This window comes from Cellulosimicrobium sp. BMG9.23 (genome assembly GCF_059159985.1).
In genome coordinates this window covers 150,319-166,188 of record NZ_JBZGBZ010000002.1, presented here as the reverse complement: position 1 = coordinate 166,188, position 15,870 = coordinate 150,319, and the positions used below count along the sequence as shown (strand labels likewise).

The 15,870-nt window shown below is 71.6% G+C and carries 13 protein-coding genes; 9 read left to right on the top strand and 4 right to left on the bottom strand.

Annotated elements, in window-relative coordinates:
- Window positions 1-66: 66 nt before the first annotated feature.
- Both AC4H2G_RS02835 and AC4H2G_RS02830 read right to left on the bottom strand, forming a co-directional pair.
- On the bottom strand, window positions 67-2,721 hold the full coding sequence (locus AC4H2G_RS02835; protein WP_494364241.1) for an MMPL family transporter: 2,655 nt from the start codon (window positions 2,719-2,721) through the stop codon (window positions 67-69).
- A gap of 77 nt (window positions 2,722-2,798) precedes the next feature.
- Window positions 2,799-3,461, bottom strand: coding sequence for a TetR/AcrR family transcriptional regulator (locus AC4H2G_RS02830; protein WP_494364240.1), 663 nt, complete (start codon window positions 3,459-3,461; stop codon window positions 2,799-2,801).
- 380 nt (window positions 3,462-3,841) lie between these two features.
- Between AC4H2G_RS02830 and AC4H2G_RS02825 the strand changes: the two genes are divergently transcribed.
- From AC4H2G_RS02825 to AC4H2G_RS02785, 9 genes are all read left to right on the top strand, one after another.
- Window positions 3,842-4,252: a hypothetical protein gene (locus AC4H2G_RS02825; RefSeq protein ID WP_494364239.1), complete on the top strand. Its 411-nt coding sequence runs from the start codon at window positions 3,842-3,844 to the stop codon at window positions 4,250-4,252.
- Between the two features lie 132 nt (window positions 4,253-4,384).
- Window positions 4,385-5,722: an NADP-specific glutamate dehydrogenase gene (gene gdhA / locus AC4H2G_RS02820; RefSeq protein WP_494364238.1), complete on the top strand. Its 1,338-nt coding sequence runs from the start codon at window positions 4,385-4,387 to the stop codon at window positions 5,720-5,722.
- Window positions 5,723-5,809: 87 nt separating this feature from the next.
- Window positions 5,810-6,622 (top strand): copper homeostasis protein CutC, encoded by an 813-nt coding sequence (locus AC4H2G_RS02815; RefSeq protein WP_494364237.1) that lies wholly within the window; start codon window positions 5,810-5,812, stop codon window positions 6,620-6,622.
- 173 nt (window positions 6,623-6,795) lie between these two features.
- Complete coding sequence (locus tag AC4H2G_RS02810) at window positions 6,796-8,487, top strand: ABC transporter substrate-binding protein (RefSeq protein ID WP_494364236.1); 1,692 nt, start codon at window positions 6,796-6,798, stop codon at window positions 8,485-8,487.
- A 53-nt stretch (window positions 8,488-8,540) separates the two neighbouring features.
- The gene (locus AC4H2G_RS02805) at window positions 8,541-9,533 is read left to right on the top strand and encodes an ABC transporter permease (protein WP_494364235.1); all 993 of its coding nucleotides are present in this window, start codon (window positions 8,541-8,543) and stop codon (window positions 9,531-9,533) included.
- Window positions 9,526-10,635, top strand: a complete 1,110-nt coding sequence (locus AC4H2G_RS02800; protein WP_494364234.1) for an ABC transporter permease — start codon at window positions 9,526-9,528, stop codon at window positions 10,633-10,635. Before AC4H2G_RS02805 ends, AC4H2G_RS02800 begins: the two co-directional genes overlap by 8 nt.
- Window positions 10,632-11,546: an ABC transporter ATP-binding protein gene (locus tag AC4H2G_RS02795; protein WP_494364233.1), complete on the top strand. Its 915-nt coding sequence runs from the start codon at window positions 10,632-10,634 to the stop codon at window positions 11,544-11,546. Before AC4H2G_RS02800 ends, AC4H2G_RS02795 begins: the two co-directional genes overlap by 4 nt.
- Window positions 11,543-12,424: an ABC transporter ATP-binding protein gene (locus AC4H2G_RS02790; protein ID WP_494364232.1), complete on the top strand. Its 882-nt coding sequence runs from the start codon at window positions 11,543-11,545 to the stop codon at window positions 12,422-12,424. Before AC4H2G_RS02795 ends, AC4H2G_RS02790 begins: the two co-directional genes overlap by 4 nt.
- Window positions 12,425-12,535: 111 nt before the next feature.
- Window positions 12,536-14,176, top strand: a complete 1,641-nt coding sequence (locus tag AC4H2G_RS02785; protein ID WP_494364231.1) for an RNB domain-containing ribonuclease — start codon at window positions 12,536-12,538, stop codon at window positions 14,174-14,176.
- A gap of 160 nt (window positions 14,177-14,336) precedes the next feature.
- Here AC4H2G_RS02785 and AC4H2G_RS02780 read toward each other — a convergent pair whose 3' ends face one another.
- Window positions 14,337-14,870, bottom strand: a complete 534-nt coding sequence (locus AC4H2G_RS02780) for a hypothetical protein (protein WP_494364230.1) — start codon at window positions 14,868-14,870, stop codon at window positions 14,337-14,339.
- A 61-nt stretch (window positions 14,871-14,931) separates the two neighbouring features.
- A complete protein-coding gene (locus AC4H2G_RS02775) occupies window positions 14,932-15,714 on the bottom strand; it encodes a YfbU family protein (protein WP_494364229.1) in 783 nt (260 codons plus the stop codon).
- Window positions 15,715-15,870: the final 156 nt, after the last annotated feature.

Sequence of the window (15,870 nt, the reverse complement as noted above, 5' to 3'; positions counted from 1 at the left end):
CCCGGGTTGCGCGGCGATCAGGGCGGTGATCGGCGCGTAACCCGGGGTTCGGCGGGGCGGTCCGCGTCAGCCCTTCGCAGGCTCCGGCTCCGGCGCCTCGACGTGGTGCGGGTGGCGGCGCTCGAGGGCCGCACCCTCGACGTCGACGTCCGGCAGGATCTTGTCGAGCCAGCGCGGCAGCCACCACGCCTTGTCGCCGGCGAGGTGCATGAGCGCCGGGACGAGGAGCATGCGGACGACGAACGCGTCGACGAGGACACCGAACGCGAGCGCGAAGCCGATGGGCCGGATCATCGCGCTGTGCGAGAACACGAACCCGCCGAACACGGAGATCATGATGATCGCGGCGGCGGTCACGACCGACCGCCCGGCCCGGACGCCCTGCACGATCGCGATCCGCGCCGGGGCGCCGTGCGCGTACGCCTCACGCATCCCCGACCCGAGGAACAGCTGGTAGTCCATCGCCAGGCCGAAGAGGATGCCGACGAGGATCGTGGGCAGGAAGTTGAGGATCGGCCCCGGCGTCTCGACGTCGAACACCCCCGCCAGCCAGCCCCACTGGTAGATCGCGACGACCCCGCCGAGCGCGGCGAAGTAGGACAGGATGAACCCGAGCGTCGCGACGACCGGCACGAAGATCGACCGGAAGACGAGGACCAGGATGATCAGCGACAGCCCCACGACGACCGCGAGGTAGATCGGCAGCGCCTGCGCGAGCTTGTCGGAGATGTCGATGTTGCCGCTCGCGGAGCCGGCGACGCCGATCGTGACCTCGCCGTCGAGCAGCTCGAGGTCGCGCAGGCTGTGCACGAGCTCCTCGGTGGACTCGCTCGTCGGTCCCTCGGCCGGGACGACCTGGAACGCGGCGACGGTGCGGTCCTCCGACGTGCCGATCGGTGCCACGGCCACGACGTCGTCCTGCGCGAAGAGCTCCTCCGCGACGCGGACCTGGTACTCGAGCGCCTCGTCCTCCGTGGGCTCGCCCGGGAGGTCGGCGACGACGAGGAGCGGGCCGTTCGTGCCCTCGCCGAACTGCTCGGCGATGGTGGAGTAGGCGCGGTACTGCGTGGAGTCGTGCGCCTCGGACGAGCCGTCCGGCAGGTTGGTGCGCAGGTCGAGCGCGGGCAGCGCGACCACGGCGAGCGCCGCGATGCTCAGCAGCGCGGTCCCGACGGCGCGCACCGTCGACATCGGACGGATCGGCCTGGCGGGCGAACCGCCTGCGGCCACCGCGCTCGCGTCCGTTCCCGCACCGTCCGTGCCCGACGCCGCGGCTACCGACGCGCCCGTGGCACCACCGGAGGTGGGCGCCTCGGCGAGACGCGCACGCTCGCGCTTGCTGAGGATGCGCATCCCGATCATGCCCAGCAGCGCCGGGGTCAGGGTGACGGCGATGAGGACGGCGATCGCGACGCACAGCGCGCCGACGGTGCCCATGAGCCCGAGGAACGGGATGCCGGTGACGTTGAGCGCGAGCAGCGCGATGAGCACGGTCGCGCCCGCGAACACGACCGCGTTGCCCGACGTGCCGTTCGCCAGCCCGATGGACTCGCTCACGTCGTCGCCCTGCTTGAGCTGCCGGCGGTGCCGGTTGACGATGAACAGCGAGTAGTCGATCCCGACGGCGAGACCGAGCATGAGGCCGAGCACCGGCGTCACGGACGACATCTCGACGACGCCGGAGAGCGACATCGCGGTGAGCGCACCGATCCCGACGCCGATGAGCGCGGTGAGGATGGGCAGCCCCGCGCCCACGAGCGTGCCGAGCATGACGACGAGCACGACGGCCGCGACGACGAGGCCGATCGCCTCGCCGACGCCGAAGACCTGTGGCACGCCCTGGGTGATGTCGGCGGAGAAGTCCGTCTGCACGCCCTCGACCGGGTCGTCGGTGAAGACGGCGACGAGGTCGTCCTTCGTCTGCTGCTCGATGCTCATGTTCGGCTCGGTGAACGACACGCTCGCGACCGCGGCGCTGCCGTCCTCGGAGACCATGCGGATGTCGGACGCCATCTCGAGCAGCGGCGCCGAGAGCTCGAGCTGAGCGGCCTGCTCCTCGAGCTCGGCGCTCTGGTCCTCCAGCGCGGTCTGCTGCTCCGCGATCGTCGCGGCCTGCGCGTCGAGCTCGGCCCGCCCGGCGTCGAGCTGTGCCTGCTGCGCGTCGAGCTGCGGTGCGGCCTGGTCGGCGATGCCGGCGGCCTCCGCCTGCGCGCGGGCCTCGTCGAGCTGGGCCTGTCCGGCGTCGAGCTGGGCGCGTGCGGCGTCGAGCTGCGCCTGACCGTCCGTGAGCTGCGTCCGCCCGGCCTCGATCTGCTCGCGGCCGTCGGCGATCTGCGTGCGGCCGTCCTCGACCTGCGCGGCCTGGTCGGCGAGCTCGGTCTGCGTCGCGAACGGGTCGATCACGGTCTCGACGCCGTCGACGTCGCCCGCCGTGGCGATGAGGTCGCCGATCTCCGCCTCCTGCTCGGCGGTGAACGCCGAGCCGTCCTCCGTCTGGAAGACGATGGTGCCGCTGCCGCCCGAGGCCTCCGGGAGCTCGGACTGCAGGCGCTCGGTGACCTCCGCCGTCGGTGTGCCGGGGATCGAGAAGCTGGTCGCGAGGGTGCCGCCGAACGCGGCGAACGCCGCGCCCGCGAGGACGAGGATCGCGAGCCAGGCCGCGAGGACGGTCCGCGCCCGGCGCGCGCACGCACGTCCGAGCCGGTAGAGGAGTTCAGCCATGAGGGTCCTTCGTGAGGGAGCGGTCAGGACGGTGCGGAGGTGGTCCGGGTGGTCGGTGGGCTGTCGAGCGGGGTGCGTCAGGAGGAGCGGTCCGACGGCGCGGCGTGCCCGTGCCGCGCGCGTTCCACGAGGTGGTCGAGCAGTCCGGTCCAGACCTCTCGGGACGCGGCGTCGTCCGCGGCGCCCGTGGCCTCCCACCAGTGTCTGTGGATCACGAGGAGCCCGCTCATGAACGACGCGACGAGGAGCTGCACGTCGAGCAGGTCGGCGTCGGGATGGCGTCGTGTCAGGTCGACGACGAACCTCTCGCTGAGGTCGGTGAACGTGCGCGCGACCATCGTCGTGACGCGCGGCGACGGCTCGTCGCAGCCCTCGCTGCCGAGCACCCGGGTCAGGTAGGCCATCGGTCCGACGAGGTCGGTCGCGCGCAGGACCGCGGCGAGCTCGTCGAAGAGCGAGGCGCCGTGCTCGTCCGCGCAGGGTGCCGTGGCGCTCGCACCGAAGTCCGCGGCGACCTCGCCGAGCACGCGCGCACCGACCTCGGCCACGACGTCGTCCACGGAGGCGAAGTGGTTGAAGACCGTGCGGCGGGCGACGTCGGCCCGTGCGGCCAGCTCGTCGACGGTGAACCGGGCGCCGTCCCGCTCCTCGAGGAGCGCCGCGGCGGCGTCGACGATCGCTCGCCGGTGACGCTGCCGCAGCGCGGCGCGGCGGTCGACGGGGGGAGCCTCGGAGATCACCTCACGACACTAGGTGCATCGTTGCACTGGGTGCAAATTGCTGCGACGGCGCGCGCGGACGCCGACCGCGCCGAGGGGAGGGGCTGGGACGCGGTCAGGAGGAAGCCGACCGGGAGCACCACGACCCACAGGGCGATCGTCACGAGGGCAGAACTGCCCTTGGTGCGCCGACACGTCGCAACACTGCGCTCAATGGGGCCCCTCCAGGACGATCGGTCCGGCACAGCGTAGGGGCCAGGGCGTCCGGGTGCGGGGTGCCGGGGTGCCGAGGGACGGGTCGCCGTCACATGGCCTCCCTGGGAGACGTCGCCGTAGACTGAGGACGTCCCTACGACGCCCCGCGGGACGGCCCGCGGGACGGGCTCACGAGGTCCGCTCCGATGACGTGGCAGCTCATGCTCTGGTGCGCGACGGTGTGCACGATCGCCGCCGTGTGGTGGGTGCTGCTCCGCGCGCTGCACCCCCGTCCGCTCCCGCTCCGGCCCCGGCCGCCCCGGCGCCACGGTCGGCGGGGGGTCGTCGCGCCCGACCCCCTCGTGACCCTGGGTCTCCAGGTCCGGCTCAGCGAGCTGGCGGCAGAGATGCGCCGCATCGAGGCGGACCCCGAGGTCTACGCCCGCGCGCACCACTACCTCGCGGTCCAGGGCGCGTACGACGCGCTCCTGCGCGAGGCATGCCGGCTCACCGGACTCCCCGTCGAGGACATGCCCCTGCAGGCCGGGTTCCGGGCGGGGGACGAGGAGCGGTTCCGCGAGGAGCTCGAGCTGAGCGCCCGCGGCTGGAGCTGGTGACTGCCCGGTTCGTCGGGTCGAGCGGTCCCCGACCTGCCGTCGGTGGCGTTTCGCGGAGCGGACGGGTGCCGAGACCCAACTGGTACAGGCGTACCGTCGAGGGTTCCGTCACCCGTCCGACGAGGAGCACCCATGGACAGCCGCCTGCAGTCCGTCTACGACGACGTCCTGCGCCGCAACCCCGGCGAGGCCGAGTTCCACCAGGCCGTCCGCGAGGTCTTCGACTCGCTCGGCCCGGTGCTCCTCAAGCACCCGCGCTACGTCGAGGCCGCGGTGCTCGAGCGGGTCTGCGAGCCGGAGCGGCAGATCATCTTCCGCGTGCCGTGGGTCGACGACGCGGGCCGTGTGCGCATCAACCGCGGCTTCCGCGTCGAGTTCAACTCCGCGCTCGGCCCGTACAAGGGCGGGCTGCGCTTCCACCCGTCCGTGTACCTCGGCATCGTGAAGTTCCTCGGGTTCGAGCAGGTCTTCAAGAACTCGCTCACCGGGATGCCGATCGGCGGCGGCAAGGGCGGGTCCGACTTCGACCCGCGCGGCCGCTCCGAGGGCGAGGTGATGCGGTTCTGCCAGTCGTTCATGACGGAGCTGTACCGGCACATCGGCGAGAACACGGACGTCCCCGCGGGCGACACGGGCGTCGGCGGCCGGGAGATCGGCTACCTCTTCGGGCAGTACAAGCGCATCACGAACCGCTACGAGTCCGGCGTGCTCACGGGCAAGGGGATCAGCTGGGGCGGCTCGCTCGTGCGCACCGAGGCGACCGGCTACGGCACGGTCCTGTTCGCCGAGCGCATGCTCGCGACGACGGGGCGCGACCTGGACGGGCGGCGCGTCACGGTGTCGGGGTCCGGGAACGTCGCGACGTACGCGATCGCCAAGGCGCAGGACCTCGGGGCGCGCGTGGTCGCGTTCTCCGACTCCTCCGGCTACGTCGTCGACGAGCTCGGCGTCGACCTCGCGCTGCTCCGCCACGTGAAGGAGGTGGAGCGCGGGCGCGTCGCGGACTACGTCGCGCGGCGCCCGGGTGCCCACCTCGTCACGGACGGTTCGATCTGGGACGTCCCGACGGACGTCGCGCTGCCGTGCGCGACGCAGAACGAGCTCGACGAGCGGGCCGCGAAGCAGCTCGTCGCGCACGGCGTCGTCGCGGTCGCCGAGGGCGCGAACATGCCGACGACGCCCCAGGCCGTCGGGCTCCTGCAGGACGCGGGCGTGCTGTTCGCGCCCGGCAAGGCCGCGAACGCGGGCGGGGTCGCGACGTCGGCGCTCGAGATGCAGCAGAACGCGTCGCGCGACGCGTGGTCCTTCGAGCACACCGAGGAGCGGCTCGCGCAGATCATGGCGGGCATCCACGACCGCTGCGTCGAGACGGCCGACGAGTACGGCGCGCCCGGCAACTACGTGCTCGGCGCCAACATCGCCGGGTTCACCAAGGTCGCCGACGCGATGATCGCGCTCGGGGTCATCTGACGCGTCGTCTACCCTGGCGGGCGGCCGGACGTCGGGTGTGCGCGCGGGGCGCGCACCGACCGGCCGCACGCCGACGGGAGCGCACGGGTGACGACGAGCGGGTACGAGGGCAGCACCGGCCGGGCCGGGCGCGACGTCGCGCTCGAGCTCGCGGTCCAGGACCCGCAGGGGGTGCGCGTCGCCGCCTCGGTCGGCGCGCGCCGGGTCGAGCTCTGCGTCGGGCTCGGCGCGACGGGCGGGCTGACGCCGAGCGCGGGTCTGCTCGCCGCGGCGCTGGACGCGTCGCGCGACGTCGTCGGTCCCGGCGGCGGGTCCGGGCCGGAGGTCCACGTGCTCGTGCGGCCCCGTCCCGGCGGGTTCGTCTACTCGGCCGACGAGATCGACCTGCAGGTGCGGGACGTCCGGGCGGCCGTCGAGGCGGGGGCGAGCGGCGTCGTCGTCGGGGCGCTCACCCCGGACGGCGACGTGGACCGGAACGCGGTGCGCGCGCTCGTCGCGGCGGCCGGTGGCGCCGAGGTGACGTTCCACCGGGCCTTCGACGTCGTCGCGGACCAGCTGCTCGCGCTCGACGTCCTCGCGGGCCTCGGGGTGCGCCGCGTGCTGACCTCGGGCGGAGCGCCGCGCAGCATCGACGGTGCGGACCGGCTGGGCGAGCTCGCCGCCCGGGCGCGCGGGCCGCTCGGCGGAGCCGTCCAGGTGATGGCGGGCGGGGGAGTGCGCGTCGAGGACGTCACGCCCCTCGTCGGCGTCGGCGTCGACGCCGTGCACCTCTCGGCGAAGGGGCTCGTCGCCGACGACGCCGGCCCGGGAGGCGGCGGCGACGCCGGGTACGAGGTCACGGACCCGGCCGTCGCGGCGGCCGCTCGCGCGGCGCTCGACGCCGCGACCCTGGCTGGCTGAGCACCGCACCCTGACCGCCGGATCGGGACGTCCAGTGTGGCCGTGTATCAGTTAGGTAACTTTCCTGTCGTATCACGGTAGCGGCTGGAGGGAATTAGTTAGTGTTCCTGCACACGCCTCAGGGCGCACGACGAACGACGCGACGACGCGTCGTCCACGCGAAAGGACCGATGATGATTCCAAGCACGGCGCGCAAGCGTCTGCTCACGGCGGTTGCGCTCGTGACCGGCGTGACCCTCCTGGCGACGGGTTGCTCGAGCGGCGGGGACGACGAGGGCGAGGACGGCGCGACGGCGGGCCGGGTGCTCAACGTGTGGGCCGGCTCCCAGACCCCGATCGTCGCCAACTTCAACCCCTTCGCGCCGACCGTGCTGCACGGCGCGCTCGGCCCGGTATACGAGACGCTCTTCGTCTACAACAAGGCCCAGGCGAGCGAGCCGACGCCGATGCTCGGCGAGTCTTTCGAGTGGAACGAGGACGGCACGCAGCTCACGGTGACCATCCGGCAGGGCGTGACCTGGAACGACGGCGAGGACTTCACCGTCGACGACGTCGTGTTCTCGTTCACCAACGAGGCGTCGAAGCCCGCCTACGTCACGTCGGCCGAGGCGACCGACGAGACGACGGTGGTCCTCACGTTCGACGGACCGCAGTACACCAACGAGTTCGCGCTCCTGGGCGCCTCGTGGATGATCCCCGAGCACGTCTGGTCGGAGAAGTCGGCCGAGGAGATGACGACCTTCACGAACGAGGAGCCCGTCGGCACCGGTCCCTACACCGTCAAGACGACCTCGGACGCGGCCTACACGCTCGTCGCCAACGAGGACTACTGGCAGGACGGCAAGCCCGCCGTCAAGGAGGTCCGCTACCTCGGCATCGACGCGAACCAGTCCGCCGAGGACCTGCTCAAGGCGGGCGACCTCGACTGGGCGGGCATGTTCGTCCCGGACCCCGAGGGCGTCGCCTCGTCGGGCGGCCCCAGCGGCTACGTGAACACGCCGCAGGACCCGACCGTGCTCTACACGTGCGCCAACGCGGACCTCGGCTGCACCGGCCCGCAGACCGACGTCGCCGTGCGCCAGGCGCTCGACCTCGCCATCGACCGCGGCACGATCACGGACAAGGCGTTCGTCGGCCTCGCCGGGACGATCTCCCCGACGTTCGCCCTCCTCGGCCGCGACGACCAGTGGATCTCGCCGGACGTGGAGAAGGAGAGCCCGCAGACGGCCGACGTCGAGGCGGCCGGGCAGATCCTCGAGGACGCCGGCTACACCAAGGGCGACGACGGCATCTACGCGAAGGACGGCCAGAAGGTCGAGCTGACGCTGACCTCGGTCGACGGCTGGACCGACTACAACGACGCCGCCAAGCTCATCGAGGAGCAGGCCAGGGCCGCGGGCATCGCGGTCACGGCGAGCACCGTGAGCTGGCAGGAGTTCTCCGACTCGCGCCAGTCCGGCAGCTACCAGCTCATCATGGGCGGCGTCATCGGCACCTCCGTCGCCGACCCCTTCCAGATCTACCGCGACTGGTTCTCGGGCGACTACACGCAGGCCGTCGGCACGCAGCTCGAGCCGGGCGAGTGGAACTTCTCGCGCTACGCCAACCCCGTCGTCGACGAGGCCGTGCAGGCGGCCGCCGCGACGAACGACGAGGCCGCGAAGAAGGAGGCCTACGCCACGATCCAGGCGGAGATCACGCGCGACCTGCCGTACATCCCGCTCGTCATCAACGCGACGCAGACGTTCTTCAACGACACGGACTACACGGGCTGGCCCACGGAGGACGACCTCTACGCCTTCCCGCCGTCGTGGGGCTCCGTCTCCGCGGGCTACGTCCTCGGCAACCTGAAGCCCGCCGAGTGACGCTCCGCTGAACCGCACCGAGGAGGAGCCGTGATGAGCGAGGGAAGCACCCGATGAAGTACTACGTCCGGCGGATCGCGTTCTACGCGTTCACCCTGTGGGCTGCCATCTCCCTGAACTTCCTGATCCCCCGGCTCATGCCGGGCGACCCCGCCGACATCATGCTGGCCAAGATGGCACGCAGCGGCGAGGTCGCGCCCGGGGTCGAGAAGACCATCCGGCTCCTCCTCGGAGCAGACACCGACCAGTCGATGTGGGACCAGTACGTCGCGTACTGGGGCAACATCCTCCGCGGGGACCTCGGCGTCTCCGTCACGAAGTTCCCCACGCCGGTCACCGAGCTCATCGGGGCGGCGCTCCCGTGGTCGATCGGTCTGCTCGGGATCGCGACGATCATCTCGTTCGTCATCGGCATCGTGGGCGGCGCCTGGATCGGCTGGCGGCGCGGCACGTGGGTGGACAACCTCATCCCCGCCTCCACGCTGCTGCAGTCCCTGCCGTACTTCTGGGTCGCGCTGCTCCTCGCCTACCTGTTCGCCGTCGAGAACCCGGTCTTCCCCCGGATCGGCGGGTACGACGTCTTCACGTTCGACGGCCCGGAGCTGAGCTGGGCGTTCGTCGGCTCGGTGATCTATCACGGCTTCCTGCCCGCGCTGACGGTGGTGCTCTCGTCGTTCGGCGCCTGGCTGCTCGGGATGCGCAACATGATGGTCTCCACGCTGTCGGAGGACTACATCACGACGGCGGAGGCCAAGGGCCTGCGGCGGTCCCGGATCCTGCTCACCTACGCCACGCGCAACGCGGCGCTCCCGTCGATCGCGGGGTTCGGCATCTCGCTCGCGTTCGTCGTCACCGGGGCGATCGTCATGGAGCAGGTGTTCACCTACCCCGGCCTCGGCAAGCTCATGATCACCGCCGTCCAGGGCAACGACTTCGCCCTGATGCAGGGCCTGTTCCTCGTCATCACGCTCACCGTGCTGGTGGCGACCTTCTTCATGGACCTGGTCTACGGATTCATCGACCCGAGGACGCGGCACAATGGCTGACGACATCCGCGAGCAGGAGCTCGCCAAGAACGCCGGCCCGGCGGTACCTCTCGACGAGACGAGCGCCGTCGGCACCGCGACACCGACGGAGCAGACGGCACGCCGCGGGTTCCGCCAGCTCCTGCCGTCGTTCTCCGTGAAGCTCGCCGTCGGTCTCGTCATCACGATCGGCATCACGCTGTTCGCGCTCCTCGCCCCGTACGTCGTGCAGGACCCGCGATTCTCCGGCAACGAGGCTCTGCAGTCCCCGAGCGCCGAGCACCTGCTCGGGACCACCAAGCTCGGCTACGACGTCCTCGCCCAGCTCGCCCACGGCGCGAAGGGCTCGCTGCTCGTCGGTCTCGTCGCCGCCGGGATCGCGATCACGCTCTCGCTCGTCTTCGGGATCGTCGCGGGGTACGTCGGCGGCTGGACGGACGAGTTCCTGTCGCTCGGCACGAACGTCATGCTCGTGATCCCCGGCCTGCCGCTCATGATGGTCATCGCCATCTACGCCGAGAGCCGCAGCCTGTGGCTCGTCGCGTTCATCCTCGGCATCACGGGCTGGGCCGGGTCCGCCGTCATCCTGCGCTCGCAGGCGCGGTCGCTGCGCACGCGCGACTACGTCGCGGCGTCGCGCGTCGCGGGCGAGAAGACCCTCCGCATCGTGCTCGTCGAGATCATGCCGAACCTGCTCCCGCTGCTCGCCGCGCAGTTCCTCGGCGCGGTCATCCTCGCGATCCTCGGAGAGGCGGGCCTGTCCTTCATCGGGCTCGGGCCCAACGGCTCGATCACGTGGGGGACGATGATCATGGACGCGTACGGCGGCAACGCGCTGAGCGCCGGGGCGTGGTGGTGGTTCGTCCCGCCGGGCCTCATGATCGCGGTCTTCGGCGCCGGCCTCTCGCTCGTGAACTTCGCGATCGACGAGATCATCAATCCCAAGCTGCGCAACGCCCCCGCCGCCGTGAAGAGTGTGCGGAAGGCCCGCAAGGCGGGTCTCGGGGCGACCGGCCACGACGACGCCAGGGACGACGACGCGGTGACCCGGCGCGGTCGGACCGACGACGGCCCTCCGCCCGCCGCAGGCACCGCCGACGAGAAGGAGAGGGTCGGAGCATGACCGCCACGACGTCGACCGGGCCGCTGACCTCGCCCGGGCACGACACCCACGTCGCCGGCCTGGAGCCGGTCCTCACCGCACGTCACGTCTCGATCGACTACGAGGTGAGCCCCGTCGTCCATGCGGTGAAGGACGTGTCCCTCACGCTGCACCGCGGCGAGATCCTCGGGCTCGCGGGCGAGTCGGGCTGCGGCAAGACGACCTTCGCGTACGGGCTCAACCGGCTGCTCAAGGCGCCGGCGCTGCTCACCTCGGGCGAGGTGACGTTCCACGACCAGGGCGGCAGCGACATCGACGTCGTCGCGCTCCAGGGCGACGCCCTGCGGTCCTACCGCTGGGACAAGGTCTCGATGGTGTTCCAGGGCGCGATGAACTCGCTCAACCCGGTCATCAGCGTGCGGGCGCAGCTCGACGACGTGCTCACGACGCACCGCCCGGGCATGCGCAAGCGCGAGAAGGCCGCGCGGGCCGCGGAGCTGTTGGACCTCGTGGGCGTGGACCCCGGGCGGCTCGACTCCTACGCGCACGAGCTCTCGGGCGGCATGCGCCAGCGCGTCATGATCGCGATGGCGCTCGCGCTCAGCCCGCAGGTCATGATCATGGACGAGCCGACGACCGCGCTCGACGTCGTGGTCCAGCGCGGCATCCTGCGCGAGATCATGCGGTTGCGCGAGCAGCTCGGGTTCGCCGTCGTGTTCATCACCCACGACCTGCCCCTGCTCCTGGAGATCAGCGACCGGATCGCCGTCATGCTGCGGGGCGAGATCGTCGAGCTGGACACCGCGGAGAACCTCTACGCACGCCCGCAGCACGCGTACACGCGCAGGCTGCTCGGGTCGTTCCCGAGCCTCACGGGCGACCGCGGCGCGTTCGTGCGCACGGGCGAGCACCAGGACGGGCGGCACGCATGAGCACGCTCGAGGTCCGCCACCTCGTCAAGGACTTCCGCGTCCGCAGCGGGTTCCGCCGGTCGACCCTGCGCGCGGTGGACGACGTGTCGTTCACGCTCGAACCGGGGAAGACCATCGCGGTCGTCGGGGAGTCCGGGTCGGGCAAGTCCACCGTCGCGCGCATGATCGCGCAGCTGGAGACGCCGAGCTCGGGCGAGGTCCTGCTCGACGGGAAGCCGTCCGCGACCCGGGGCCGCGGCCTCGACCGGTACCGGCACCAGGTCCAGATGGTCTTCCAGGACCCGTTCGCGTCGCTCAACCCGTTCCACACGGTGGGGCACCATCTCGAGCGGCCGCTGCGCATCCATGGGGTCGCCCGGTCGAGGGCCGACGTCGAGCGTCACGTCCGCGACCTGCTCGAACGCGTCAACCTCACCCCAGCCGACGTCTACGCGGCCAAGCAGCCGCACGAGATGTCCGGCGGGCAGCGCCAGCGCGTCGCGATCGCGCGCGCCCTCGCTCCCGGCGCGCGGTTCCTCGTCGCGGACGAGCCGGTGTCGATGCTCGACGTGTCCATCCGGCTCGGGGTGCTCAACCTCCTCGCGCGGCTGCAGCGCGAGGAGGACCTCGGCGTCCTCTACATCACGCACGACCTCGCGACCGCGCGGCACTTCTCCGACGAGATCATCGTGATGCTCCGCGGCAAGGTCGTCGAGCGGGGCCCGTCGGACCGGGTCATCCTCGACCCGCAGCACGACTACACGAAGCTCCTCCTCGGAGCGGCGCCCGACCCTGCGAACCAGGGGCAGTTGCGCGCGGAGGTGCGCGCCGAGCTGGCCGCCGCGGCAGGGGGAGCGGTGGCAGGGGTCCCCGACCGGTTCGGCACGCGGGGCCTCTGAGCGGACGCGCCGGTGGTGGTGCGTCCGGTGCGCGCGTGGGCCGGGGCCGTGGGACGGGCCGGCCTACGCGTCGCGCCCCCGCGGCCCGACGACGCTCGGTAGGGTCGGACCGTGCCCAGTCCCCAGGTCCGCCTCGCCCCCGCCCCCGACGCCACCCGGGACGTCCGGTCGGCGCTCGCCGCGCTCCGGCGCGAGATGGAGATCCCCGACGGCTTCGGACCGGAGGTCGTCTCCGAGGCGGAGGCGGCGGCGGCGCACGCTGCGACCAACGTCGAGGTCGACGGCGCCGGCGGCCCCGACGGCGCTGCCCGCACCGACGGCCGGGTCGACCTGCGCGATCTTCCGTTCCTGACGATCGACCCACCCGGTTCCATGGACCTCGACCAGGCCCTGTTCCTCGAGCCGGCGGGCACGGCCGCGGAGGGCGGCGCGGCGTACGTCGTGCACTACGCGATCGCGGACGTCGGGTCCTTCGTGGAAGCCGGTGGCGCGATCGACACCGAGGCGCACGAGCGGGGGAGCACGTTCTACGCCCCCGACGAGCGCACGCCGCTGCACCCGGCCGCGCTCTCCGAGGGCGCGGCGAGCCTGCTGCCGGGCGAGGACCGCCGCGCCGCGGCGTGGCGCATCGTGCTCGACGCCGCCGGCGAGATCGTCGACGCGACCGTGCGCCGCGCCGTCGTGCGCTCGCGCGAGCGGCTCACGTACGAGGAGGCGCAGGCGCGCATCGACGCGCTCGCGCCGGTCGCGGACGGGCCGGACGGCGCGGACGGTCAGGACGGGGGGAACGGTCCCGACGGCTCGGTGGAGACCGCCGGGACGCTCGCGCTGCTGCGCGTGGTCGGCGAGCTGCGACGGCAGCGCGAGCGCGACCGTGGCGGCGTCTCCCTCGAGGTCCCGGAGCAGGAGATCGTCGCGCACGACGACGGGTCCTTCGGCCTCGTCTTCCGCGCGACCCTCCCGGCCGAGGGATGGAACGCGCAGATCTCGCTCCTCACGGGCATCGCCGCCGCGCGCATCATGCGTGCCGGAGGCGTCGGGGTCTTCCGCGCGCTGCCCGAGGCCGACGAGCGCGACGTCGCGCGCCTGCGCCGGACCGCCCGCGCTCTCGGCATCGACTGGCCGGGCGACGTCCCGTACGGCGACCTCGTGCCGACGCTCGACTCCGCGCAGCCCCGCCACGCGGCGTTCCTCACCGAGGCGACGAGCCTGTTCCGGGGTGCGTCGTACGAGGCGTTCGGCGGCACCGGCCAGGAACCGGGCGTGCCCGGCGACGCCGCCCACGCCGCGATCGCCGCCGAGTACGCGCACGTCACCGCGCCGCTGCGCCGTCTCGTCGACCGGTACGGCACGGAGGTGTGCCTCGCGCTGTGCGCGGGCGAGCCGGTCCCGCGCTGGGTGCTCGACGCGCTGCCGGGGCTGCCCCGCACGATGGCGCGGACCGGCCAGCGGGCGAGCGCGTACGACCGGGCGATCGTCGACGTCGTCGAGGCGGCGCTGCTCGCCGGACGTGTCGGCGAGGTGTTCGACGGCGTCGTCGTCGACGTCGAGGACGACCGCGAGCGCGACCGACGCCGGGAGCGCACGGGCGACACCGGTCGCGGGCCGGAGCGTCGCGGTCAGGTCGTGCTCGCCGACCCGGCGGTGCGCGCCCCCGTGGAGGGCGCCGACCTCCCGCTCGGTGACCCCGTGCGCGTCACGCTGCGCGAGGCGTCGGTCGCCGACCGCCGCGTGCTCTTCACCGCCGGTTGAGCCTCGACTCGGCTGGCGGATGGCGTGGCGCGGCGACTCGTCGATGTCTTGCACGGTGTCAACACCGCGACGTAGAGTGTTGACCAGCCTTCCGCACTAGCGGTGGGAAGTGGACCCGAGACCCGTCCGGAATGGTCGTGGCGCTCGGGTCTCGCGCTTTCTAGACCACGACAACGTCCCGAACGACGGGCTCGCAGCGTCGCTTCCAGTCTCCGCCCTTGGCCCATGCCCAAGCGATCGCGTCCGGTACAGCGAGCAGCGGCATCGCGGTAGCGCTTGCGTGCTCGTACGAAAGTCCGTCGCGGATTCCGGCCACAGTGGCTTCGCGGTAGATCACGCGCCGGTCCTTCTCCTCGATCGACTCGTCGCGCTCGAGGCACAACCGGTCGTGTCCGGCTGATGCGAGGTCGCGCACGAGATGGACGAGGCAACGCTCCCGGCGCTCCCACTCCGTACGGTAGACGCGCCCGGCCTGGTAGAGGCGTACCTCGAGACCTTGCATCGAAGTGATCGTGGAGAGCAACCGGCGCTTGAGGGGGTCGGCCTCCTTCTTCATGTGCAGGCGAGGCTGGCCGCGGTGGTAGAGCGCTCGCAGGTCTTTCGTTGCCTGAGCGACGTCTCCGGGGACGAAGGCGGCAGCCACGAGAAGGTAGTCGCGAGCCTTTGACTCGTCGACGAACACATGCCCGCTCATGTGGCGTCTCCCGGCGTCTTCAGGAGGATGCTTCTCGTCGCCACAGGGCCGGTCTCGGCCCTCACTGGATCTGCCCAGCCTCGACAACGGTGCGGATCTCGGCCGCGCTCAGGTTGAATGCGTCGGGAGAAAACGAGGTCGATGCTTGGCGCATCCTTTCGCGCCAGATCGGAGCAAAGGCCTCGAGCCTCCGCAAATAGGAGGGCAGGAGCGGTGCGTGAGAGTTGCCGCCGTCGCGACCCTTGTCGAAGTACTTGGCCATGGGCATCCATCGGCCCTTCTCGATCAGGTGGCACGCGAAGGAGTGCATCCGCGACTCGCGGTGGTCGTTGAGGTCGAAACCGCGGAACTCTACGGCGGGACGGCTGAACGGCAGAGTTTCGGATTCTCCTGGCCGCAGCGCGTCGAAGCTGCGCTCAAGGTTCTGGAACATCTCAAGGATGTCGTGCACGAGCGAGGTCTCCGTCCGAAACATTTCACGGTCGATGCTGACGAACTCGGTGCCGTACTCCTCGATCCAGCCGTTCTCCAGAACGAGTGCTCTCTCGATCTGGTAGTCGTGATCACCATCCTCCGCTGCTTCGCCGACGCGCTTCCTCTCGCCGTGCTCGACCTGGCGGGCCAGAATCCGGTGCAGCAGCGCGAGGGTCTTGCGCTCGAACACCGAGAGGCCTGGCGGCGTCTGGTCCTCCCAGAGTCCGGCCTCATCCGTCTGCCGGGGAGCGATCGTCGAGGCAATGGAATCGCGAACGAACTCACTGACCGTCTTCCCTTGGGAACGTGCGAGACGCGCGATCTCGGAATACTGCTCGTCAGCGAAGCGAACGGTCAGTGTTCTACTCACAGCAACTCCTCTGCGGAGTGTCGTACGCGGGCGTCGTACACGTACGACGATACCCGATGACAGAATGGACGCTCGTGCGCTCGGTCGCTGAGCGCCGGTGCTGCCCAAGGCGCCGCGGAACTGAATCCCCGTGTGAGAAGCGGTGATGCCTAGGCT

Coding starts and splice junctions, on each gene's coding strand:
- AC4H2G_RS02835 (WP_494364241.1), bottom strand. CDS start 2,721: ATGGCTGAACTCCTCTACCGGCTCGGACGTGCGTGCGCGCGCCGGGCG.
- AC4H2G_RS02825 (WP_494364239.1), top strand. CDS start 3,842: ATGACGTGGCAGCTCATGCTCTGGTGCGCGACGGTGTGCACGATCGCC.
- gdhA (WP_494364238.1), top strand. CDS start 4,385: ATGGACAGCCGCCTGCAGTCCGTCTACGACGACGTCCTGCGCCGCAAC.
- AC4H2G_RS02810 (WP_494364236.1), top strand. CDS start 6,796: ATGATTCCAAGCACGGCGCGCAAGCGTCTGCTCACGGCGGTTGCGCTC.
- AC4H2G_RS02805 (WP_494364235.1), top strand. CDS start 8,541: ATGAAGTACTACGTCCGGCGGATCGCGTTCTACGCGTTCACCCTGTGG.
- AC4H2G_RS02800 (WP_494364234.1), top strand. CDS start 9,526: ATGGCTGACGACATCCGCGAGCAGGAGCTCGCCAAGAACGCCGGCCCG.
- AC4H2G_RS02795 (WP_494364233.1), top strand. CDS start 10,632: ATGACCGCCACGACGTCGACCGGGCCGCTGACCTCGCCCGGGCACGAC.
- AC4H2G_RS02790 (WP_494364232.1), top strand. CDS start 11,543: ATGAGCACGCTCGAGGTCCGCCACCTCGTCAAGGACTTCCGCGTCCGC.
- AC4H2G_RS02780 (WP_494364230.1), bottom strand. CDS start 14,870: ATGAGCGGGCATGTGTTCGTCGACGAGTCAAAGGCTCGCGACTACCTT.